Origin of the sequence: Serratia sp. 14-2641 (genome assembly GCF_001692375.1) — a bacterium.
GTDB classification, from domain to species: Bacteria; Pseudomonadota; Gammaproteobacteria; order Enterobacterales; family Enterobacteriaceae; genus Chania; species Chania fonticola_C.
The window spans coordinates 85,240-106,429 of record NZ_LXKR01000013.1 but is presented as its reverse complement, the minus strand read 5'-3'; the positions used below and the strand labels follow the sequence as shown (position 1 = coordinate 106,429).

The window sequence follows — 21,190 nt, the reverse complement described above, 5'->3', positions numbered from 1 at the left end:
TCTTTATGCTTAATTTTTAGGCGAATTTTCACCATTGATGGAAAACTTTTCATCCACCTAATAAGCATAGTCATGTCTGCTAAAAACACGGTGACATTACCAAGGAAAATTTTTAGCCGGAAAACCGGCAGAGTGGGCAACCTTCGCTGGCTGCGTCTGATATACGACAGGCATGACGTCACCTTGCCTGCATCACCTTGACTACTTCTGCAATCGAGACCAGAAACGTGAAAAACAGGGCATTGGTGGGCTGAAAGAGATCAGCCCTCGGGAAGTTCAAGGTTATAGCAGCCACATGCAGTTCATGGGGATGCACTCACCTTCATAATGTGACCCTCCCCCTACTCAGTAAAAACACCTAGCCAAGTAGGTAATCAAGACAATAGATTACGTCAATGACACCCTCTATTCTCTTTGTTACAACAAGGGTTTATTCAGGAGCAAGCCAAGATGAAACGTATAATCTCATGCGCCATTTTATTTAGCAGTATGCTGTCATTCACCAGTACAGCCAGTGGCATTCTGACCGAAAAGAATCTCTCCCTAGAATTGGCTGATAAGTTGGCGCAAAGTGCTATCCAGGCCTGTAGCGCCAATAACTACAATGTTGCCGTTACCGTTGTAGACCGTGCCGGAATTCCTCTGGTTATCAAGAGAATGGATAACGCTGGTCCTCATACCGTGGAAGCCAGCCAGATGAAAGCATTTACCGCACTGACCACCAAAAACCCTACCGAAAATGTAATGAAAAATGCCCAGGCAAATGCTGGAGCAGCAAATCTACGTGATATCCCTGGATTTTTATTACTGGCCGGTGGAGTACCAGTGAAAAGCGGTGAAGAAGTCGTTGGCGCTATTGGTGTCGGCGGCGCACCAGGTGGACACCTTGATCAGCAATGCGCACTTACCGCATTAGAAAAGGTGCTGACGAAATAACACGGCGGGCTTGAATCGGTACCCTGTTTCAATGACATACCGCCAGGCAGGTGCCACACAGCCCCCGCATTACGTTGCCCCCTATCGACCTGTCCCCAAAGTACGGCCTTGGGGATAACCAACATGTGCGTTTTGGTAATGCTATCCACATAAAAAAGCCCGCTTTTCAGCGGGCTATCGGGATTTTTGCAGCTTAGTGATTCTTCATGCCACGCAACTAAATATCCTACAGCAAGATACGCAACATGCGACGTAGCGGTTCGGCCGCGCCCCATAACAGCTGATCGCCAACGGTGAAGGCGGAGAGGTATTCCGGCCCCATATTCAGCTTGCGCAGACGACCAACTGGCGTGTTCAAAGTACCGGTTACGGCAGCAGGCGTCAGCTCACGCATGGTCAGTTCGCGGTCGTTAGGGATCACCCGTACCCAATCGTTGTGCGTGGCCAACAGTTGCTCGATTTCCGGCAGCGGGATGTCTTTCTTCAGCTTCAGGGTAAATGCCTGGCTGTGGCAGCGCAGAGCGCCGACGCGCACACACAAACCATCAACCGGGATGATGCTTGACGTGCTGAGGATCTTGTTGGTTTCCGCCTGGCCTTTCCACTCTTCGCGGCTTTGGCCGTTATCCAGTTGCTTGTCGATCCAAGGGATCAGGCTGCCCGCCAGAGGAACGCCAAAGTTATCGGTTGGCAGCTTACCGGAACGGGTGGCCTCCGTGACTTTACGTTCGATGTCCAGGATCGCCGAGGCCGGGTCCTGCAACTCCTTCGCCACATCCGCATGCAGCATGCCCATCTGAGTCAACAGCTCACGCATATGGCGCGCACCGCCGCCAGAGGCAGCCTGATAGGTGGCAACAGAGGCCCACTCCACCAAGTCGTTGGCAAACAGACCGCCCAGCGACATCAGCATCAGGCTGACGGTGCAGTTACCGCCAACAAAGGTCTTGATGCCTTTGTTCAGCCCTTCCTGGATCACCGCATGGTTGACCGGGTCGAGGATGATAATCGCATCGTCTTTCATACGCAGAGAAGAGGCCGCATCGATCCAATAGCCCTGCCAGCCGGTAGCCCGCAGCTTTGGATAGATTTCATTGGTGTAATCGCCGCCCTGGCAGGTAATAATAATATCGAGAGCGCTTAATGCTTCGACATCATACGCATCTTGCAGTGTGCCTTGCTGCTGACCACCGAAAGCCGGGGCGGCAGCACCGAGCTGCGAAGTGGAGAAGAATACCGGGCGAATGGCGTCAAAATCGCGCTCTTCAGTCATGCGTTGCATGAGAACCGAGCCGACCATACCACGCCAACCAATGAAACCAACGTTTTTCATATTTACTGTCCTGCCTTGGAGGATGACTATGCTCTATACCCTTTCAGGAAGGATATGAGATAGAGTTAAGTTATATGTTGTGTGCAATATCTACCCACCTTACAAAAAGTCGGCGCGAGCGCAAAGTGAATTTATTCGATGAACAAACAATTCTCAGCAATGCCGCTTATACCCGTCGTCTTTCAAGCTGCAGCGTTGTTACCTGCACTTACTCACCCCAGCCACTTACTAAACGTAAGCTCCTGGGGATGAGTAAGCTTGTCGCCTAGCTGCAGCTTGAAATCCATAGGGTAAATATCGGTCGTTTTTTCTGATTTTGAGGCCTTAAATGACAGAAATGATTGCGGCAACGGTGTTGCTGTTTTTAATTATGGATCCGCTGGGTAACCTGCCGATTTTCATGTCAGTGCTGAAACACCTGGAACCGCGCCGTCGCCGGGCGGTGGTGATCCGCGAGTTACTGATAGCTTTGGTATTGATGCTGATCTTCCTGTTCGCGGGCGAACACATTTTGGCGTTCCTTAACCTGCGCACCGAAACCGTGTCGATCTCCGGCGGGATTATCCTGTTCCTGATCGCCATCAAGATGATTTTCCCTTCTCAGGAGGGCAGCGGTAGCGATCTTTCCGCCGGAGAGGAGCCTTTCCTGGTGCCGCTCGCCATTCCGTTAGTCGCCGGGCCGTCGATTCTGGCAACCTTGATGTTGCTTTCACACCAGTACCCCAACCAGATTTCGCATCTGGTCGTGGCCTTGCTGATTGCTTGGGGATTGTCGGCGGCGATCCTGCTGATGTCGAACGTGTTCCTGCGGTTACTGGGGAGCAAAGGGGTGAGTGCACTGGAACGACTGATGGGGTTGATTCTGGTGATGCTGTCCACCCAAATGTTCCTGGACGGCGTTCGGGCCTATCTGAACCTTTAGCAGCCAGGGCGCAGCAGAGACTGCTGCGCCCCACCGTTAAAACTTAAACCACCATCGCCAACAGCAGGCAGCCAATCAGGCCGCAGACTGAAATGATGGTTTCCAACACGGACCAGGACCTAATGGTTTCCATAATGGTCAGGTTGAAATACTCCTTGAACAGCCAGAAGCCCGGATCGTTAACGTGAGAGAAAATCACGCTGCCTGAACCGACGGCGATAACCATCAGCTCCGGGCTAGCCCCGGTGGTAGCAATCAGCGGAGCCACAATGCCCCCGGCGGTGATCGCCGCTACGGTCGCGGAACCCAGTGCGATACGCAGCACTGCGGCAATCGACCAGGCCATCAGGATCGGTGACACGTCGCTGCCATGCATGATGCCAGCAATGTATTGCTCAATGCCGCTGTCCACCAGCACCTGTTTGAACGCCCCGCCACCGCCGATGATTAACAGCATCATGGCGATGATTTTGATGGAGTCGCTGACGGTGCCCATCACTTCGTCCATGGTGCGGCCACGGTTCAGGCCGAAGGTAAAGATGGCAATCAGCACCGCGATCAACGTTGCCATTACCGGGTCACCAAAGAACTCGGCGTAGGACAGGAATGGATGGCCTTTAGGCAACACCATTTCCGCCACGGCACGCAACGCCATCAGGATCACCGGAACCAGTGCAGTCGCTACGCTGACGCCAAACCCAGGCATTTCTTCTTCGGTAAAGGTTTTTGGGTTATATAAACCGACCGGAACCGGCTTATCGATTCCTTTCAGGAAACGGGCATACACCGGGCCTGCCAGGATCACGGTTGGGATCGCCAGCAAGGTGCCATACAGCAGGGTTTTACCCATGTCCGCATGGAAAATGGTAGCAATGGCCGTTGGGCCTGGGTGCGGCGGCAGGAAACCGTGGGTAACGGACAGCGCCGCAGCCATTGGCACGCCGACATACAACAGCGGGATACGCGCAGAGGCAGCAATGGTAAACACCAAAGGCAGTAACAGCACGAAGCCCACTTCGTAGAACAGGGCAAAACCGACGGTAAAACCGGTCAGCACGATGGCCCATTGGATATGCTGTTTACCGAACTTGTCGATCAGCGTGGTAGCAATCCGCTGTGCACCGCCACAGTCCGCCAGCAGCTTACCGAGCATGGCACCAAAGCCCATGATCAGCGCCAGACCACCCAGCGTTCCGCCCACGCCGGCCTTGATGGAACCAATCACTTTGTCTACCGGCATTCCCTGCATGATACCAACCGCCAGAGCGACCAGAATCAACGAGATAAAGCCGTTCAGCTTAAAGCGGATCATCAGCAGCAGCAGCATGGCTACGCCGATGGCAACAATCACTAGTGGCATAATTTTTCTCCAACCCTTTTATCACTTGGCCTCTTTACGCAATGGCAGCGAAAGAAGGTGCTTTGTTTTATTGTACGACCCGATCCTGGTGGTCTAAATAGGCAGCTGAGTACAGTGGTATAACCAATGGATGCAGATTGCAGCCCGCCACGTGGCGACATGAAAACGCCGGGCATGTTCCCTGTTCTATGCTGTGTGATGACAATCACATCTCCATTTGTTACCCGTATCATGATACCGGTAACATGATAAGATCCGGAACCAGGTAACCCAGCAAAATTCGCATTCTGAGATAGAGATCAAACTTATGGCGGGAAAAAGCATCATCCTGATGGGCGTCTCCGGCAGCGGCAAATCCACGATTGGCGCGGCGGTAGCACGGGAAATCAAGGCAAAATTTATTGATGGCGACGATCTGCATCCACGCGCCAATATCCAGAAGATGGCCAGCGGCCAGCCGTTGAATGACGAAGACCGCGCGCCTTGGCTGCAACGCCTCAATGACGCGGCGTACAGCCTTAATCACAAGAACGAAAGTGGGATTATTGTCTGCTCGGCGTTAAAGCGCCGCTACCGCGATCTGCTACGCAAAGACAATGACAATATGGTGTTTATCTATCTGAAAGGTAGCTTCGAGGTGATCCTGGCCCGTCTGCAAGCCCGCTCCGGGCATTTTATGCCCACCGAACTGCTAAAAAGTCAGTTTGAAGCATTAGAAGAGCCAGGGGCCGACGAAAAAGATGTGATTTGCGTGGATATCGATACAGACGTTGAAGGCGTAGTTGGCCGCTGTGTCGCAGCGCTGAAGCAATAAACCAGCCGTGCTGGGCGCTGGCTATTGCGCCCAGGTTCAGATGCTGCCACCGGGTGCCACGGTGAAACCCACGTCTACCATACGTGGGGAAACAACTTCTCCACGCAGCCGTGCCAACAGGCGCTCAGCGGCGAGCTGGCCCATATGTTCACGCGGTGTCAATACGCTCGCCAGTTTTGGCACCATCACCTGGCCGATATCGTGGCCGTGGAAACCGGCAATCGCCATATCCTGCGGGATAGATAACCCCTGGCGCTGACACTCGAAGGCCGCACCGATCGCCAGGTCATCGTTGGTACAGAAGATACTGTCAACCTGCGGATAATCGCGCTGTGCCTCGCGCAACATCTCACCACCGGCCGAATAGGAAGAAGAACGTGCGGTCATGATGCTGTAGGCTTCAAGACCAGACTCACGCATGGCCTGTTCGTAGCCCTGCTGTTTGATAATGGTGCGTTCATCCTGGCGCGCGCCAAAGTACACCACATGACGATGGCCGCGAGCGATGATCTGCTGGGTCATTTGGCGGGCCGCTTCAAAGTTGTTGAACCCGACCGCCAGATCGATACAGGGTGAGACACAGTCCATCAACTCCACCACCGGGATGCCTGCAACTTCAATCATCTTCAGGGTACGTGCGGTATGGTGGCGTTCGGACAGGATCAGCCCATCGATATTATAAGAAAACAGCGATGTCAGACGCTCTTCCTCACGCTCCGGCAAATAGCCGTAGTGCGCCAGCATGGTTTGATAATTGTGGGCATCGGTAACGCTTTCGATACCCCGCAACACTTCGGCAAATACCTGGTTGGTCAGCGACGGCAGCAACACGCCGATCGCCCGGCTGGTCGCATTGGAAAGGATATCCGGGGCGCGATTGGGAATGTAGCCAAGTTCGTCCAGCGCTACCGCAATTTTTTGCTGTAAAGCGGCAGAAACCTGATCGGGATTGCGCAAATAGCGGCTCACCGTCATTTTGGTGACGCCAACCTGATCTGCAACATCTTGAAGCACCGGCCGTTTTTTCTTCATTATCACTGAACTGGCTAACCGTGAATGGGCGGCCATTTTAGCAAATAAAACGCCTTTCCGATATTGTTGGTTATCCGGCCAGCAGACACAAAAAAGGCCCGGTATTGCACCGAGCCCTCGCCATTACTCTGTCATCACACCGGTGGCAGATCGAACAGTAAAATCTCGCTGTCTTCATCGGCATGAATAGACAGCGCTGTCTCATCCCAGATGGCAAAAGCATCGCTAATACCCGCTTTGTGGCCATTGATAGAGACATTGCCATGCACCACCTGGATCCAAACGCGGCGTTCTGCCTGGATTGGATAAACGGATTGCTCGTCTTTCTTCAGCGCCCAGCGAGACAAAGTCATATCCTGGAACACCTTCAGCGAACCTTCGCGAGCGTCTGGCGACAGCACCAACTGGCGGCCCTGAGGCGCATCAAACATCCGTTGCTCATAACGTGGCTCCAGCCCAACCTGATCCGGAATAATCCAGATCTGGTAGAGATGCAATGGCCGATCGCTATTGGCATTGTACTCGGAGTGACGCACACCGGTCCCTGCACTCATAATCTGGAACTCACCGGCATTGATCTGTTCTTTGTTGCCCATGCTGTCCTGATGCTCCACCGTGCCGCTCAGCACGTAGGTCAGGATTTCCATGTCTTTATGGGGATGAGTACCGAATCCCTGGCCTGCATCAATCACATCTTCGTTGATCACCCGCAGCGCCGAGAATCCCATAAAGTCGGGATCGTAATAGTCGGCAAATGAGAAAGTGTGCCAGCTGTCGAGCCAACCATGATTGGCATGACCGCGATCTTGTGCCTTACGTAAATCAATCATATTCAACTCTCCTCAACGTTTTCTACAGTCTAGACCTGACGGAGGAATATGAAAGCGCAAAAATCTCACCCCTCTGTTCAAAAAATTAGGTGGAGTTTGGCAGCCAGTAGCAAAGGGTTTGTGGGATGGGTTAGCCGCTGAATTTGGGCAAAAAAAAAGCCAGCACCCGAGCTGGCTAAGTAAACACTGGAAGCAATGTGAGCAATGTCGTGCCTTCAGCAAACAGTATCAAAGGTTGATACTCTCTCTGAACGCATGACAATAATAATCATTATCATTCGCACCTGTAAAGCGTTTTTTTGACCAATGGGAAATTATATTGACTCAGGGGAGTAAACGGATAATTTGGGAGGTTATTCAAACGGTAAACGCGAAAGAGAGGAAAAAATGAGCGAGATTGTAGTTCGTCACGTGGAAAGTAACGATGCTGAAGCCTTGCACCAGCTATATTCCCACCCGACCGTTTACCGTGACACGCTACAACTACCGCTACCGTCAAAAGCCATGTGGCAGCAGCGTATTGCTAACGTGCAGCCCGGAACCTACAACATGGTGGCCTGCATTGACGATCGCGTGGTGGGGCAGCTGTTCGTGGAACTCAACCAGCGGATACGCCGCCGCCATGTGGCCACTATTGGCATTAGCGTGGATGCCGGTTACCACGGCAAAGGCGTTGGCAGCGCGCTGATGAAGGCGATGATCGATATTTGCGACAACTGGGCCGGTATTGAGCGCATTGAGCTCACGGTGTACACCGACAATCAGGGTGCCATAGCGCTGTATCGTAAGTTCGGTTTTGAAATTGAAGGCACCAGCCGCCGCTTTGCCATGCGCGATGGCGAGTTAGTGGATGCCTACCATATGGCCCGGTTTAAAACCCCATAATCAGAACTGCTTTGTCGGTGGGGCGCTCATACCAACGCCCCACCCGTTAGACTCAGCAAACCAATAACTGACTTAAAGCCCGGCCGTTTCGCGAATATAACGGCGCGCTTTCACTGCGTATTCAAAAGGGTTGGCCAACGCCGGATCCTGCTCTGCTTCCACCACCATCCATCCCTTATAGCCACGCTCATCCAGCAGCTTGAATACCGGCCGGAAATCGATCACGCCATCCCCCGGCACGGTGAAGGTGCCTTTTTTCACCCCGTCCAGGAAGCTCAGGTGCTTGGCCTTAACCTCTGCCACCACCTCGTCACGCACGTCTTTCAGGTGCACATGGTTGATGCGCGGCAGGTATTTCTCCAGGATTGCCAACATTGCCTGTTGGCTGCCTTCGGAGTAATAGGCATGCCCGGTATCAAACAGCAGGTAAACATCGTCGTTCACCATGCTCATATAGCGATCTATCTCTTCGGTGGTCTGGATACCCGTGCCCATATGATGGTGCAGGCAGACCTGCATCCCCTTCCCGGCGGCAATTTTCGCCAGCTCGTTATATCCCTGCGCCACCCGCTGCCACTCTTCATCGCTAAAATAGGGCTTCTCTTCAAATACCGCCTTGGTGGTGCCCTGAATGCTCTTGCTCTGCTCGGAGCAGCCAATCACTTTGGCCCCCATCGCATGCAGGAAATTCATGTGGTTAACAAACTCATCGATGGTCTTTTCCTTCAGCCCATCGGCAAAGAACGTGCTGAACCAGGCATTACAGATCTGGATCCCGCGGATGTCCAGCATCGGTTTCAGCACCTCGGGATCGCGCGGGTATTTACTGCCTACTTCGCTGCCAGTGAACCCGGCAAGCGCCATTTCGCTGACGCACTGCTGGAACGTATTCTCGTCCCCTAACTCAGGCATATCGTCATTCGTCCAACCAATCGGGGCGATTGCCAGCTTTACGTGGTCTTTGTTCATTTTCAGCCTCAGTCATGTAGGCACTTACCGGCTATCTTTCCCACCGGCGTGGCCTGGAAAGTTATTTGCCATAGAAGCCAGGGCGAGCGGGCAAGGTCACTGGCACCACTTCACCGCTGTTCTGCGCGGCGATACAGGCATCTGCCGCCACCGCAGCCGCAAAGCCATCCCAAGCAGAAGGCCCGGTGAGCTTGCCGGCCTGGACGTCATTGATAAAGGCTTGCAGCTCAACGTCATAAGCACCGATAAAGCGGTCTTTCCAGTCAACCAGGATCTCGGTGGACAGTTTGGCACCGCTACGCATTTGCACCGCGGAAGGTTCTGGCAGCTTGGCGATGCCGGTTTCCCCCACCACCTCACACTGAATGTCGTAGCCGTATTGGCAGTTAACAAAGATTTCGACGTCAATACGGGTGCCCTTGGCCGTTTCCATCAGCACAATTTGCGGGTCTCTCAAATGTGGCAAGGCTTTGCTGCTCTTACGTGGGAAAACCACCTGTACCGAAACGTAATCATCGTCCAGCAGCCAACGCAGGACGTCTAACTCGTGAATGAGCGTATCGGTTATGGCCATATCCGTGGTGTAGGCTTCACCGACCCTTGGGTTGCGGTGGGCACAGTGCAGCATCAGCGGCTCGCCAATCTGACCGCTGGTCAGCACCTGTTTCAGCGCCCGGTAGCCCTGATCGTAAGGACGCATAAAGCCCACCTGTACCAGGCGTTTGCCATGCTTGGCTTCGGCATCCACGATGTTCTTGCAGCCCTGTGCCGTAACCGCCAGCGGTTTCTCGCAAAATACCGGTTTGCCTGCGGCAATGGCGGCCAGCACAAACTCTTCATGGCTCGGCCCCCATGACGTGACCAGCACCGCCTGTACGTCTGAAGAGTTGATCAGATCGTGGGCATTGTCATAAACCTTGGCGTCCAGTTTCAGTTCACTGACCACCTTGGCCGCACTGTCTCGATTGATGTCATTCACCGCAACCACGCGGCTACCCTGCAACACCTGGCTACAACGGCGAATATGATCCCTACCGATAGCGCCGGTACCAATAACCCCAATGTTCAATGTCATTTTCGTTATCCTCATGGACTGTAAACGGCAGACGCAAGGTCTGAGGTAGATCCGATTGTTTATGTGAGCGCGGCGTTCTCAGCCGCACCTACGATTGCCAAGGCATTGTGTTATCAGTAGTCGCGGGCTTTATCGATGTTCTCTTGCAGCTTGCGGGCGACGGCGATAATTTTTTCACTTTCGGCCACCTGGGCACCGCCCACGCGCCACCAACTGAGATATTTGTGCACCATGGTTTTTGGCAGCACTTTGATATCCAGCAGGGTAGAAACCTGTTGCTTGCGGGCATCTGCCAGCGCTTCGATTAGCTGTTGTTCGGTAGTTATGCTGTAGGTTTTGCAACCATAGGCCGCTGCCAACATCGCAAAGTTGACCGGAACGAGCTTGCCATCCAGTTTGCCGCCTTGCGGATTACGGAAGCGGAACTCGGTGGTATAGCTCCCCATGCCGTGCTCTATCTGCAGGTTGTTGATGCAGCCGTTGGTCATGTTATCGAACAGCACCACGTTGATCTTGCAACCTTCCTGGATCGAGGTGACCAGCTCAGAATGCAGCATCATGAACGCCCCATCCCCTACCATGGCGTAAACTTCGCGTTGTGGCTCCGCAAGCTTGACGCCTAACGCGGCGTTAACCTCATAGCCCATACAGGAGTAGCCGTATTCGACGTGATAGCCGTGCTCACCCCGGTTTTGCCAGACACGCTGCAGATCGCCTGGCAAACTGCCAGCAGCGGCAACGATGACGCTATCCTGCGGTAAATGCTCATTCAGCACCCCCAGCACTCGGCTTTGGGTTAATACGGAGTCGGTTTTTTCGATAAACTCGGCAAACACCTGTTCACGATCGAGGCTATCGTCGATTTCCGGCACAAAGCCTTCGCCGCTATAGGTCACTTGGTAGACACGCTCGGTCTCTTTTTGCTGTTCGCCAAGCGCCTTGCTGATAGCGTCTTGCCAATTGGCACGATAATCCGCCTGAGCCAACAATGGGCTGAGAGAGGCCAGCGCCGTACGGGCATCCGCCAAGACTTGCAGACCGTCCAGCTTGCCAGCATCAAACGTGCTGACGTTGATATTAAGGAATTCCACATCCGGATTTTGGAATAACCATTTGGACGAGGTGGTGAAATCGCTGTAACGGGTGCCGATGCCGATCACCAGGTCTGCCTGCTTCGCCAGCGTGTTGGCCGCCAGACAGCCGGTTTCACCGATGCCACCCACGTTATAAGGATGAGCGGAAAGCACCGTACCTTTACCTGCCTGAGTTTCGGCAAATGGAATATGGAAGCGTTCAGCAAACTGCTGCAACGCCTGCCCAGCCTGCGAATATTTCACCCCACCACCGCAGATTATCAACGGCTTGCGTTTACCCACCAGCAACGCCAAAGCATCAACCAGTGATTCTTGGCTGGCCGGACGACGTTCAAGGCGATGCAGCCGTTTATGGAAGAAATAGTCTGGGTAATCGTAGGCTTCGCCCTGAACGTCCTGTGGGAGGCATAGCGTGACGGCACCGGTTTCTGCCGGATCGGTCAGCACGCGCATGGCATTAATGCAGGCGCTCATCAGCTGTTCCGGGCGCACAATGCGATCCCAATATTTACTGACGGCGCGAAATGCGTCGTTGGTGCTGATGCTTAAATCGTAGGGTTGTTCGATCTGTTGCAATACCGGATCGGGCTGGCGAGAGGCGTACACATCGCCCGGCAGCAGTAGTAGAGGAATGCGGTTAGCCGTGGCAGTGGCCGCAGCGGTGATCATATTGGCCGCACCGGGGCCGATGGAAGAAGTACAGGCGTAGATCTGCTGGCGCAGCTTCTGCTTGGCAAACCCGGTAGCAGCATGCGCCATCCCCTGTTCGTTGCGCCCCTGATGCACCACCAGATCGCCACAGTCTTGCTCCAGAGCCTGCCCCAGGCCGAGGACGTTACCGTGGCCGAAAATGGCGAAGATACCCTTTACGAATTTGGTTTCGACACCGTCTACCAACAGGTACTGGTTGTCGAGAAATCTGACCAATGCCTGTGCCATGGTCAACTTGATCTTACCCATTTTACTCACCCTTTCATTTGGCGTTATCCCGAGCCTGCTGCAGATGGTGATTTGCAAGCAGGCAGGTGTATCCGAGTGGCGTAGCGCTGACTTTCGTTACACAAAAGCAGTGATAATCTTGTCTGGGTTGTTACACACTGCTCATGCAATAAGCGGTTTGAAACGTGCATTGATTATAAACAAATATATTTTTCATAAAATATCAATACAGAAAAAACATTTCATTTTGCGATAAAGATCGCATATTACCAAACCACCCAGGTTACAGTTATTTATATAATTCAATTGATTAAGTAATAAGTCGTCATAACTCTCTTTCGAACGATGCGCTCACTCGACGATCGAGCCTGCAGCCATCAAGATGGCGCTCGCTTGTGCAGAAATTTCATCAAGTCACTGTTATATAAATAATAATACACCAGATCGGCAGACCATCCGTTGTAGGCTGCTTTTAAATGCATCACATTTACGGGGCGTAAATTTCATTTCATATTGAAATTGAAATTTTTATTCCTCATACTTCGAACTATGCTTCCTACATAGCTCCTTTACCGGGTCGCAATCGGTTTTGCTTAATGACAGAAGGAAACGGGTATGGCCACACAACAAAAACAGCTTGATGTCATTTGCCTCGGGCGCATCGCTGTCGATTTCTATGCTCAACAAATCGGCGCACGCCTGGAAGATGCCAGCTCATTCGCCAAATACCTCGGCGGCTCCTCTGGCAACGTGGCCTATGGCACCGCGATCCAAGGGTTAAAATCCGGCATGCTGGCTCGCGTAGGGGATGAACACATGGGCCGCTTTCTGCGTGAAGAACTCCAGCGCGTCGGCGCGGACACGCAGAGCCTGATCACCGATAAACAGCGTCTCACCGGCCTGGTGATCCTGGGCATCAAGGATCAGGAAACCTTCCCGCTGATTTTCTACCGTGAAAACTGTGCCGACATGGCGCTGACACCTGAGGATATCGATGAAAACTACATCGCATCATCACGGGCTTTGGCGATCACCGGCACCCACCTTTCCCACCCCAAAACGCGCGCAGCGGTGCTTAAAGCGTTGGAATACGCCCACCGCCACGGGCTGCGTACCGCATTGGATATCGATTATCGGCCAGTGCTGTGGGGATTGACCTCGTTAGGCGATGGCGAGACCCGCTTTATCGAATCGGAAAAGGTGACCCGCGAGTTGCAGGAAGTACTGCACCATTTCAATCTCATCGTGGGGACTGAAGAAGAGTTCCATATCGCTGGCGGCAGCACCGATACGCTGATCGCGTTGCAAAACGTCCGTAAGGTCACCCAGGCAACGTTGGTGTGCAAGCGAGGGGCGCAGGGGTGCTCGGTATTTGAAGGAGATATCCCCACCGATTGGCAGCAAGTCAAACTGTATTCTGGCGTTCGCGTTGACGTTTTGAACGTGCTCGGCGCGGGTGATGCCTTTATGTCTGGCCTGCTACGTGGCTATCTGAACGATGAGGGTTGGGAGCAGGCTTGCCGTTACGCCAATGCCTGCGGTGCACTTGTGGTGTCACGCCACGGCTGCGCCCCGGCAATGCCGACCAAGCTGGAGCTGGACGATTACCTGCAACGCGAACAAGAGGTGAAACGCCCGGATCTGGATGCACGGCTGAACCACCTGCACCGCGTTACCACACGAAAACAGCAATGGCCTGAACTGTGCGTATTTGCTTTTGATCACCGCAAGCAGTTGGCAGAGATGGCGCGAGAGGCGGGAGTGAGTACAGAGCGGATCCCACAGTTAAAAACGTTGTTGTTGGCCGCCGCACAGGCTGCCGCTGCCGAAGCGGGGTTACACGGCAACAGCGGCATTCTGGCAGATACTACCTACGGCCAGGCGGCATTGAATGCCATTACTGGCCAGGGCTGGTGGATTGGCCGCCCGGTAGAGCTGCCAAGCTCCCGCCCTTTGCGGTTGGAGCACGGTAATATTGGCTCGCAGCTGATCGACTGGCCCCAAGAGCACGTGGTCAAATGCCTGGTGTTTTATCATCCACAGGATGCCGAAGCGCTGCGCCGTGAGCAGGATGAGCTGATCGTTGACGTGTATCGTGGCTGCTGCAAATCGGGCCATGAGCTGTTGCTGGAAGTCATTTTGCCAGAAGGTCATGCCGACAAAGACGAGAGCAACTATCTACAGGTGATGGAACATTTCTACCGGTTGGGCGTTCTGCCAGACTGGTGGAAATTGCCGCCGCTTAGTGCCGCCAACTGGCAAAAAGTGGGTGAATTGATTGAAACTCACGACCCATTCTGCCGCGGGGTGCTAATCCTCGGGCTAGACTCTCCACAGGAAACGCTGAAAGCCGGGTTCGCCGCAGCCGCAGATGCCCACTGGGTAAAAGGCTTCGCGGTTGGCCGCACCATTTTTGGCACTTCTTCACGCCTTTGGCTACAAGGTGAGATCGATGACGCCGGGCTGATCGAACAGGTGAAACAGAAATACCTGACGCTGATCGGTTTCTGGCGGCAATATCGCCCGCAGCCTGCGAGTAAAACCAGCCGTAGTTAAGCTGGCGTGGTTAACGAACCTACCCCTTAAAGTGATTTTCGCTGCTTTAAGGGGATTTTTTTGCCCATTTTCTGTGAAGTAACGCAACTGGCGACGAAATAAATCGCTTTTTGTAGAAATGAAATGTCCACTCCATCTGTTAGAATAACCAGACAATATTTTCAGCGTATAAACCAATACGCCTCAGCCAATACTGCGAGCCGAATGGATGACTAACCCAACTCAACTTTCGCTGTTACAGGACGAGATCCGCCGCCGTTATGAAACGCTGAGCAAGCGCTTGAAACAGGTGGCACGCTACATCCTGGATAACAGTAACAGCATTGCTTTCGATACCGTTGCCTCCATCGCCGCACAGGCCAGCGTGCCACCTTCTACCCTGATCCGTTTCGCCAACGCCTTTGGCTTCAGCGGCTTCAACGAAATGAAGCAGGTCTTCCGCCAGCATCTGATGGAAGAAACGGTGAACTATACCGAGCGCGCACGCCTGTTCCGCCAAACCTCTACCGACGACAGCGTTGCCCCGGAAAAGCCGGCAGAAATCCTTAACGTGTTTACGATGGTCAACTCGCAGGCGCTGCAACAGTTGGCGATGCAAACCAGCGCCGAGCAGTTGGATCGGGCGGTAGAGCTGTTGAATAATGCAGAAAATATCTACGTGATTGGCCTGCGCCGCTCATTCAGCGTGGCTTCCTATCTCACCTATGCCCTGCGCCACCTGGAAAGGTGCGCCTTCCTGATCGACGGGCTAGGCGGGATGTTTACCGAACAGCTCAGCATGGTGAAGCCCAAGGACGTGGTGATCGCCATCAGCTATTCGCCTTATGCCAAAGAAGCGGTAGAACTGGTGGAGTTGGGCGCCAAGCAGGGCGCACAGCTTATCGCCATTACCGACAGCCAGGTCAGCCCGCTGGCCGCCTTCAGCGATGTCTGTTTTGTAGTACGCGAAGCACAGGTAGATGGGTTCCGCTCGCAGGTGGCCTCCATGTGTTTGGCACAAACGCTGGCGGTATCATTGGCACTGAATAACGCCAAAGAGCTGTAACTTTCGACAAGGCACGGTTAAAAGGGGCGCAGGTTTGCGGAGCGCCCCCACCTTGTCAGTATCAATAGCTTTCGCTGTTGATCCAGGCGTGATCTTTTTCCCAAGTGAACTTCCACAGGCGTACCGGCCCCGCCATCACATTGAGATAGTAATTGTCGTACCCGGCCAGGGTAGCCACCGGATGGTAACCGCGCGGCACTTTTACCACATCGCGGTTATAGACCGGCATACACTCATCCAGCGAACGATCGTCGGTATAGACACGTTGCAGGCAGAACCCCTGTTCAGGGTTAAGACGGTGGTAATAGGTTTCTTCCAGGTAGGTTTCGTCCGGCGAGTTTTCCTGGTCGTGCTTATGGCTTGGGTAGGAGCTGGTATTGCCTTCGTCGGTATAGACCTCAACCACCAGCAGGCTATCGGCCGGTTGGCTATCCGGCAGAATATTGTGTACCAGCCGTTGGTTACGGCCTTTACCCCGCCGCTCCACGCCGACGTCTGCCGGGGTGATCAAGCGTGAAGGTAGATGCCCGTTACCCGGCGCGCTGCATACCGCCAGTTCCAGATCGGTCTCTGCCCGGACTTCAACATGGTCGTGATGGGGTACATAAACGGAATAAGGTGGCGTGCGCTCAAACGGGCTCATCCGCTTACCAATATGTGGATACTCCGCTCGTTGCGTTGCCACAGAGGCAATACCTGCCACCAGCACCAGGCAAAGCTCCTTGTCGCCACTCTCCAACCGCAACGACTGCCCGGCCGCTAACCGATAGACCTCAAACCCGACAAAACGCCAACCGGCATTTTCCGGGGTGACGGACTGAATACGCCCCTGCGCATCCGGTTGCTGACATTTCGCAAGTAATGATGACATGACAATGCTCCTTAAATCCCGTGCTTATGAGTGTGGCTGCAATGCATTGATACCAGCGACAGCGGCCGTTATCCCGGTGGAATAACGGCCTCGGCATGCCTGGCTGCGGTTTAGCCCAGCGTTGGCATACTGTATTCGGATACCGTTTGCTGGCCGGTTGGCCAACGTGCGGTGGCCGTCTTCATGCGGGTGTAGAATCGCACGCCGTCCGTGCCATGTACGTTAAGTGCACCGAATACTGAACGTTTCCAGCCGCCAAAGCTGTGGAAGGCCATCGGTACCGGTACCGGCACGTTAACCCCCACCATCCCTGCCTGAACCTCATGCACAAACTGGCGAGCATAGTGACCATTATTGGTAAAAATGGCGCTGCCGTTACCAAACTCGTGGCTGTTCACCGTATCGATGGCCGTTTGGTAATCAGCCACACGCACAATGCCCAATACCGGCCCGAAGATCTCCTCGCGGTAGATACGCATATCAGGTTGTACGTTATCGAACAGGGTGCCACCCACGTAGTAACCCTCCGGATAACCCGGCACCTGATAATCACGACCATCGACCACCAGCGTTGCTCCCTCTTTAACGCCAATATCAATGTACCCCAATACTTTTTTCTGATGGGCGGATGAGACCAACGGCCCCATTTCATTTTCCTCACCACCTTGCTGCATACCGGGGCCAACCCGCAGCTGGGCGATCAGCGGTTTGAGTTTGGCAATCAGTTTATCTGCGGTGCTATCACCAACCACGACGGCCACCGGCAGAGCCATGCAACGTTCACCGGCCGAGCCAAATGCCCCTCCCATCAGCGCATTGACCGTGGCATCCAGATCCGCATCCGGCATAACGATAGCCTGATTTTTGGCGGCCCCAAAGGCCTGTACACGTTTGCCATGTGCGCTGGCGGTGGTGTAAATATGCTCTGCAACGGTGGAGGAGCCAACGAAGCTCACCGCCTGAATGCGTGGATCGGTGCACAGCTGCGAGGCTTCTTCATTGCCGCAATGCACGACGTTGAACACCCCATCTGGCAGGCCCGCCTCTTTCAGCAGTTCTGCCAGGCGCACGGAGGCCGAAGGCACCAACGCCGGAGGCTTGAGGACGAAGGTATTGCCGCAGGCCAGCGCGATAGGGAACATCCACATCGGCACCATGGCCGGGAAGTTAAACGGCGTGATCCCGGCCACTACGCCCAGCGGCTGCATCAGCGAGAAACTGTCCACGCCGGTGCCTACGTCCGGTGAGTATTCCCCTTTGATCAGGTGCGGAATACCGCAGGCAAACTCCACCACCTCCATGCCTCGGGTCAATTCACCCAGCGCATCGGAATAGACTTTGCCATGTTCACTGACGATCAGTTGCGCCAACTCTTCGCGGTGCTGCTCTAGCAATGCTTTGAAATTGAACATGATACGCGCCCGGCGCAGCGGCGTGGTACGCGCCCAGTCGGTAAATGCCTGATGGGCGACATCAATAGCCTGTTTCACCTCGGCGGCGGTGCTCTGCGTCACACGGCGTTCAACCTGACCGCTGGCCGGATTGTGCACGTCGACGGTTTGGTTACTGCTGCTCAGGCAAACCTGCCCACCAATAAAGTTACCCACGGTTTTCATGTTTCACCCTCTCTTAAGTCCGCTATCGCCACCGGATTGAAGCATTGCCGCATACCGTGACGTTCATCGTGCCACCTGCAAGAGTACGGCCCACAGGCAGATTAAATCCTGACCAGATGAATCAAACTCTATTCTATTGAAAAAAAAGTTTCAAATAAAAGTTTTTAGAAAATTTATTTTTAGTGCCGCCGATCGCAAATTTGCCATGCCCGTAGGCAGAGCGGGTGGTGGCAAACGACGCTATCTGCGATCCGCTAGCTGCGCGGCCTTACGCAGTAATCCCTATTTTTTATACAGATACGTTTTCCCGCCTGGACGAGTCAATTTTCCAATCTGCTATGCAAATCGGGGAGAACATTTGCCCTATTTATGCTCAATTTTTTGAACTGGATCTAAAAATCAATATTTCATTATTCACTAAATATGAAATAAATGTTCTTGTCTGCCAAAGGCCCACTGAAAAATACCGCCTTGATGACAGGCACGGTTCACCCTTCTGCCTCCCTACCCCCTACAAGTCACTTAAGTAGGCAGAAGCCAGGATAAAAATCGGAGCAACATATGTCACATCAGCGTAAACACAATACTGGGTATATTCTGCGTATCTGCGGAATTGCAGCACTCGGCGGCATTCTGTTTGGTTATGACACCGCCGTGATTTCTGGTGCGATCGAAGCCCTAAAAGCCTACTTTGACCTCAGCCCGGCAGAAACCGGCTGGGCAGTATCCAACGTGGTGATCGGCTGCGTGGTCGGTGCCTTCGGCGCTGGGCCGCTGGCCGGGCGCTATGGGCGTAAAAAGGCCCTGGTGGTAGCCGCCTTCCTGTTTACCGTCTCTGCAGTCGGTGCCGCTCTGGCCAGCACCTTCACCTGGTTTGTTATCTATCGCATCATTGGGGGGTTGGCCGTCGGGCTGGCCGCAACGGTATCCCCCATGTACATGTCAGAAGTCTCACCGAAGGATATGCGGGGCCGGGCGCTCAGCATGCAGCAGTTCGCCATCGTGTTCGGTCAGATCGTGATTTTTTACGTTAACTTCAAGATTGCCAGCTATGCCAGCGAAGCCTGGCTGATTGAAATGGGCTGGCGCTGGATGATTGGCTCAGAGGTTATTCCCTGCCTGTTGTTCACCGCCTTGGTCTTTGTCATCCCCGAATCACCACGCTGGAGCGTGATGGTAGGCCGCGACGATCAGGCTTTAGCCATGCTGACCCGCGTTTCAAATGCTGAACATGCTAAAAGCGTTTTAAGAGAAATCAAGGAGTCGCTTCGCCAGGACGAGCAGCACCGTAAGCAAAAGCTGAATTATGGCGACGTGCGCGTGCGCTTCATCCTGTTTGTCGGCTGTATGATCGCCATGCTGCAACAGGTGACGGGGGTTAACGTCATGATGTATTACGCCCCGGTGGTGCTGAAAACCGTGACCGAAAATGCGCAAGAAGCCCTGTTCCAGACCATCTGGATCGGCGTGTTACAGCTGGTCGGTTCGGTGATCGGTGCCATGCTGATGGATCGTTTAGGCCGTATCCCACTGATGCGCTGGGGCACCCTGGGCACCATTGTTGGCCTGCTGATCACCTCTTACGCCTTGTATACCCAGGCAACCGGCTACTTTGCGCTGTTTGGCATGCTGTTCTTTATGGTGTTCTACGCCATGTCATGGGGCGTAGGTGCATGGGTACTGGTCTCCGAAATCTTCCCCAACCGTATGCGTTCGCAAGGGATGAGCATTGCCGTTGGCTGTATGTGGCTGGCCAACTTCGTCGTGGCCCAGAGCTTCCCGATGATCAATGACCAGCCTTATCTGTTCTCCACCTTCCACGGGGCGTTCCCAATGTGGGTCTTTGCCGCCTGCTGCCTGTTCAGCTATTGGTTTATCGCCCGCTTTATTCCAGAAACCAAGGGCATTTCACTGGAAAGAATGGAAGACGTCGTGATGGCAAAACGCTATCGCCAACCGCTATCTGAAATCGTCACGGTAGAAGATGGCAAAGCCTAAAGCCAGCAAACCCAGGAGTGATGCATCATGGCCATTTCATTGGAACGTTTTTGTATCAACCGTAAGATCGCCCCCAATCTCACGCTGGAGAACTTCTTCCGCCTGGTGAAAAGATGTGGGTTAAGCAAGGTCGAACTGCGCAACGATATGTCGGGTGGCAAAGTAACCGACAACCTGAGCAATGAGCAGTTAAACGCGCTGGCCGAAGAGTTCGGCATTGAGATCGTCACCATCAACGCGCTGGGAATGTTCAACCTGCTGGAAAATCAAGCAGCACTGCTTAAAAACGCTGAAGCGTTGCTGATTCAGGCGAAAGCCATCCATAGCAAGGCGGTGGTGATGTGCCCACATTGCAACGCGAGTGACCGGCGTAGTGAGTCGCAAAAGAGGGAAGATACGCTGGCTGCACTACGACTACTCGCTCCGCTGTTCAAACAGTACGGCGTTGAGGGCTACGTGGAACCATTAGGGTTTGGCATGAGCTCACTGCGCTCTTCCTTGTTGGCACAGGCAATCATTCGTGATTCTGGCGCACCCTATAAGATAGTGCTGGATACGTTCCACCACTATCTGAGCGACGTAGTACAACCAGAGTTTGATGCTCAGATCCGGGTTGAGCAGATTGGTTTGGTGCATCTCTCTGGTGTTGAGGATCCGCTCATCAAAGGCGCATTGAGCGATGAAGAACGCATTATGCTGAGCGATAAAGATCGGTTGGCAAGCGTAGCCCAGGTACAGAACCTGGAACGCTTGGGCTACCGGGGGATCTATGCCTTCGAGCCGTTCTCTTCACAGCTAAACTCCTGGACAGAAGGCGATATCGAACGCGAGATCCGCCACAGTATTGCATTACTGCAAGGATAAACGCATAAGCTGCCCGTAGGCACAGGGAGCCTTGCTTTACACATACTGCGT

At 53.7% G+C, this 21,190-nt stretch carries 17 protein-coding genes; 8 read left to right on the top strand and 9 right to left on the bottom strand.

Annotation, left to right across the window (positions count from 1 at the left end):
- The first annotated feature begins 450 nt into the window (after nucleotides 1–450).
- Entirely contained in the window at nucleotides 451–936 is a 486-nt protein-coding gene (locus A6U95_RS07180) for a heme-binding protein (protein WP_065683994.1), read from the top strand.
- Between the two features lie 226 nt (nucleotides 937–1,162).
- Here A6U95_RS07180 and asd read toward each other — a convergent pair whose 3' ends face one another.
- Nucleotides 1,163–2,269 (bottom strand): aspartate-semialdehyde dehydrogenase, encoded by a 1,107-nt coding sequence (gene asd, locus A6U95_RS07175; RefSeq protein WP_065683993.1) that lies wholly within the window; start codon nucleotides 2,267–2,269, stop codon nucleotides 1,163–1,165.
- Between the two features lie 328 nt (nucleotides 2,270–2,597).
- On the opposite strand from asd, the gene A6U95_RS07170 reads away from it, so the two are divergent.
- Nucleotides 2,598–3,191, top strand: coding sequence for a YhgN family NAAT transporter (locus A6U95_RS07170; RefSeq protein WP_021181749.1), 594 nt, complete (start codon nucleotides 2,598–2,600; stop codon nucleotides 3,189–3,191).
- Between the two features lie 43 nt (nucleotides 3,192–3,234).
- On the opposite strand, the gene gntT is transcribed toward A6U95_RS07170, so the two are convergent.
- Complete coding sequence (gene gntT / locus A6U95_RS07165) at nucleotides 3,235–4,551, bottom strand: gluconate transporter (protein ID WP_024482775.1); 1,317 nt, start codon at nucleotides 4,549–4,551, stop codon at nucleotides 3,235–3,237.
- A gap of 307 nt (nucleotides 4,552–4,858) precedes the next feature.
- Here gntT and A6U95_RS07160 point away from each other — a divergent pair, with 307 nt between their 5' ends.
- Nucleotides 4,859–5,365, top strand: coding sequence for a gluconokinase (locus A6U95_RS07160; RefSeq protein ID WP_024482776.1), 507 nt, complete (start codon nucleotides 4,859–4,861; stop codon nucleotides 5,363–5,365).
- 36 nt (nucleotides 5,366–5,401) lie between these two features.
- Here the strand turns inward: A6U95_RS07160 and gntR are convergent, their stop codons facing one another.
- Nucleotides 5,402–6,397, bottom strand: a complete 996-nt coding sequence (gene gntR, locus A6U95_RS07155) for a gluconate operon transcriptional repressor GntR (RefSeq protein WP_065684044.1) — start codon at nucleotides 6,395–6,397, stop codon at nucleotides 5,402–5,404.
- Nucleotides 6,398–6,531: 134 nt separating this feature from the next.
- Nucleotides 6,532–7,227 carry a pirin family protein gene (locus A6U95_RS07150; protein ID WP_065683992.1) on the bottom strand — a complete coding sequence of 232 codons (696 nt, stop codon included), beginning with the start codon at nucleotides 7,225–7,227 and terminating at the stop codon, nucleotides 6,532–6,534.
- A 387-nt stretch (nucleotides 7,228–7,614) separates the two neighbouring features.
- On the opposite strand from A6U95_RS07150, the gene A6U95_RS07145 reads away from it, so the two are divergent.
- Nucleotides 7,615–8,112 (top strand): GNAT family N-acetyltransferase, encoded by a 498-nt coding sequence (locus A6U95_RS07145; protein WP_065683991.1) that lies wholly within the window; start codon nucleotides 7,615–7,617, stop codon nucleotides 8,110–8,112.
- Nucleotides 8,113–8,184: 72 nt separating this feature from the next.
- Here A6U95_RS07145 and iolE read toward each other — a convergent pair whose 3' ends face one another.
- From iolE to iolD, 3 genes are all read right to left on the bottom strand, one after another.
- Nucleotides 8,185–9,081, bottom strand: a complete 897-nt coding sequence (gene iolE / locus A6U95_RS07140; protein ID WP_065683990.1) for a myo-inosose-2 dehydratase — start codon at nucleotides 9,079–9,081, stop codon at nucleotides 8,185–8,187.
- Nucleotides 9,082–9,142: 61 nt separating this feature from the next.
- On the bottom strand, nucleotides 9,143–10,156 hold the full coding sequence (locus A6U95_RS07135) for a Gfo/Idh/MocA family oxidoreductase (protein ID WP_065683989.1): 1,014 nt from the start codon (nucleotides 10,154–10,156) through the stop codon (nucleotides 9,143–9,145).
- Nucleotides 10,157–10,269: 113 nt separating this feature from the next.
- On the bottom strand, nucleotides 10,270–12,210 hold the full coding sequence (gene iolD, locus A6U95_RS07130) for a 3D-(3,5/4)-trihydroxycyclohexane-1,2-dione acylhydrolase (decyclizing) (RefSeq protein ID WP_065683988.1): 1,941 nt from the start codon (nucleotides 12,208–12,210) through the stop codon (nucleotides 10,270–10,272).
- A 594-nt stretch (nucleotides 12,211–12,804) separates the two neighbouring features.
- Between iolD and iolC the strand changes: the two genes are divergently transcribed.
- Together iolC and A6U95_RS07120 are read left to right on the top strand one after the other, a co-directional pair.
- Nucleotides 12,805–14,745 (top strand): 5-dehydro-2-deoxygluconokinase, encoded by a 1,941-nt coding sequence (gene iolC / locus A6U95_RS07125; RefSeq protein ID WP_065683987.1) that lies wholly within the window; start codon nucleotides 12,805–12,807, stop codon nucleotides 14,743–14,745.
- Between the two features lie 208 nt (nucleotides 14,746–14,953).
- Nucleotides 14,954–15,790: a MurR/RpiR family transcriptional regulator gene (locus A6U95_RS07120; RefSeq protein WP_065683986.1), complete on the top strand. Its 837-nt coding sequence runs from the start codon at nucleotides 14,954–14,956 to the stop codon at nucleotides 15,788–15,790.
- A 61-nt stretch (nucleotides 15,791–15,851) separates the two neighbouring features.
- Here the strand turns inward: A6U95_RS07120 and iolB are convergent, their stop codons facing one another.
- The gene (iolB, locus tag A6U95_RS07115; RefSeq protein ID WP_065683985.1) at nucleotides 15,852–16,661 is read right to left on the bottom strand and encodes a 5-deoxy-glucuronate isomerase; all 810 of its coding nucleotides are present in this window, start codon (nucleotides 16,659–16,661) and stop codon (nucleotides 15,852–15,854) included.
- A 110-nt stretch (nucleotides 16,662–16,771) separates the two neighbouring features.
- The gene (locus A6U95_RS07110) at nucleotides 16,772–18,277 is read right to left on the bottom strand and encodes a CoA-acylating methylmalonate-semialdehyde dehydrogenase (RefSeq protein ID WP_024482786.1); all 1,506 of its coding nucleotides are present in this window, start codon (nucleotides 18,275–18,277) and stop codon (nucleotides 16,772–16,774) included.
- 561 nt (nucleotides 18,278–18,838) lie between these two features.
- Between A6U95_RS07110 and A6U95_RS07105 the strand changes: the two genes are divergently transcribed.
- Together A6U95_RS07105 and A6U95_RS07100 are read left to right on the top strand one after the other, a co-directional pair.
- The gene (locus A6U95_RS07105) at nucleotides 18,839–20,275 is read left to right on the top strand and encodes a sugar porter family MFS transporter (RefSeq protein WP_065683984.1); all 1,437 of its coding nucleotides are present in this window, start codon (nucleotides 18,839–18,841) and stop codon (nucleotides 20,273–20,275) included.
- A 27-nt stretch (nucleotides 20,276–20,302) separates the two neighbouring features.
- Entirely contained in the window at nucleotides 20,303–21,139 is an 837-nt protein-coding gene (locus tag A6U95_RS07100) for a TIM barrel protein (RefSeq protein ID WP_065683983.1), read from the top strand.
- Nucleotides 21,140–21,190: the final 51 nt, after the last annotated feature.

Coding starts and splice junctions, on each gene's coding strand:
- A6U95_RS07110 (WP_024482786.1), bottom strand. CDS start 18,277: ATGAAAACCGTGGGTAACTTTATTGGTGGGCAGGTTTGCCTGAGCAGC.
- A6U95_RS07160 (WP_024482776.1), top strand. CDS start 4,859: ATGGCGGGAAAAAGCATCATCCTGATGGGCGTCTCCGGCAGCGGCAAA.
- iolB (WP_065683985.1), bottom strand. CDS start 16,661: ATGTCATCATTACTTGCGAAATGTCAGCAACCGGATGCGCAGGGGCGT.
- asd (WP_065683993.1), bottom strand. CDS start 2,269: ATGAAAAACGTTGGTTTCATTGGTTGGCGTGGTATGGTCGGCTCGGTT.
- gntR (WP_065684044.1), bottom strand. CDS start 6,397: ATGAAGAAAAAACGGCCGGTGCTTCAAGATGTTGCAGATCAGGTTGGC.
- A6U95_RS07105 (WP_065683984.1), top strand. CDS start 18,839: ATGTCACATCAGCGTAAACACAATACTGGGTATATTCTGCGTATCTGC.
- A6U95_RS07170 (WP_021181749.1), top strand. CDS start 2,598: ATGACAGAAATGATTGCGGCAACGGTGTTGCTGTTTTTAATTATGGAT.
- A6U95_RS07120 (WP_065683986.1), top strand. CDS start 14,954: ATGACTAACCCAACTCAACTTTCGCTGTTACAGGACGAGATCCGCCGC.
- iolC (WP_065683987.1), top strand. CDS start 12,805: ATGGCCACACAACAAAAACAGCTTGATGTCATTTGCCTCGGGCGCATC.
- A6U95_RS07100 (WP_065683983.1), top strand. CDS start 20,303: ATGGCCATTTCATTGGAACGTTTTTGTATCAACCGTAAGATCGCCCCC.
- A6U95_RS07145 (WP_065683991.1), top strand. CDS start 7,615: ATGAGCGAGATTGTAGTTCGTCACGTGGAAAGTAACGATGCTGAAGCC.
- gntT (WP_024482775.1), bottom strand. CDS start 4,551: ATGCCACTAGTGATTGTTGCCATCGGCGTAGCCATGCTGCTGCTGCTG.
- A6U95_RS07150 (WP_065683992.1), bottom strand. CDS start 7,227: ATGATTGATTTACGTAAGGCACAAGATCGCGGTCATGCCAATCATGGT.
- A6U95_RS07180 (WP_065683994.1), top strand. CDS start 451: ATGAAACGTATAATCTCATGCGCCATTTTATTTAGCAGTATGCTGTCA.
- iolE (WP_065683990.1), bottom strand. CDS start 9,081: ATGAACAAAGACCACGTAAAGCTGGCAATCGCCCCGATTGGTTGGACG.
- iolD (WP_065683988.1), bottom strand. CDS start 12,210: ATGGGTAAGATCAAGTTGACCATGGCACAGGCATTGGTCAGATTTCTC.
- A6U95_RS07135 (WP_065683989.1), bottom strand. CDS start 10,156: ATGACATTGAACATTGGGGTTATTGGTACCGGCGCTATCGGTAGGGAT.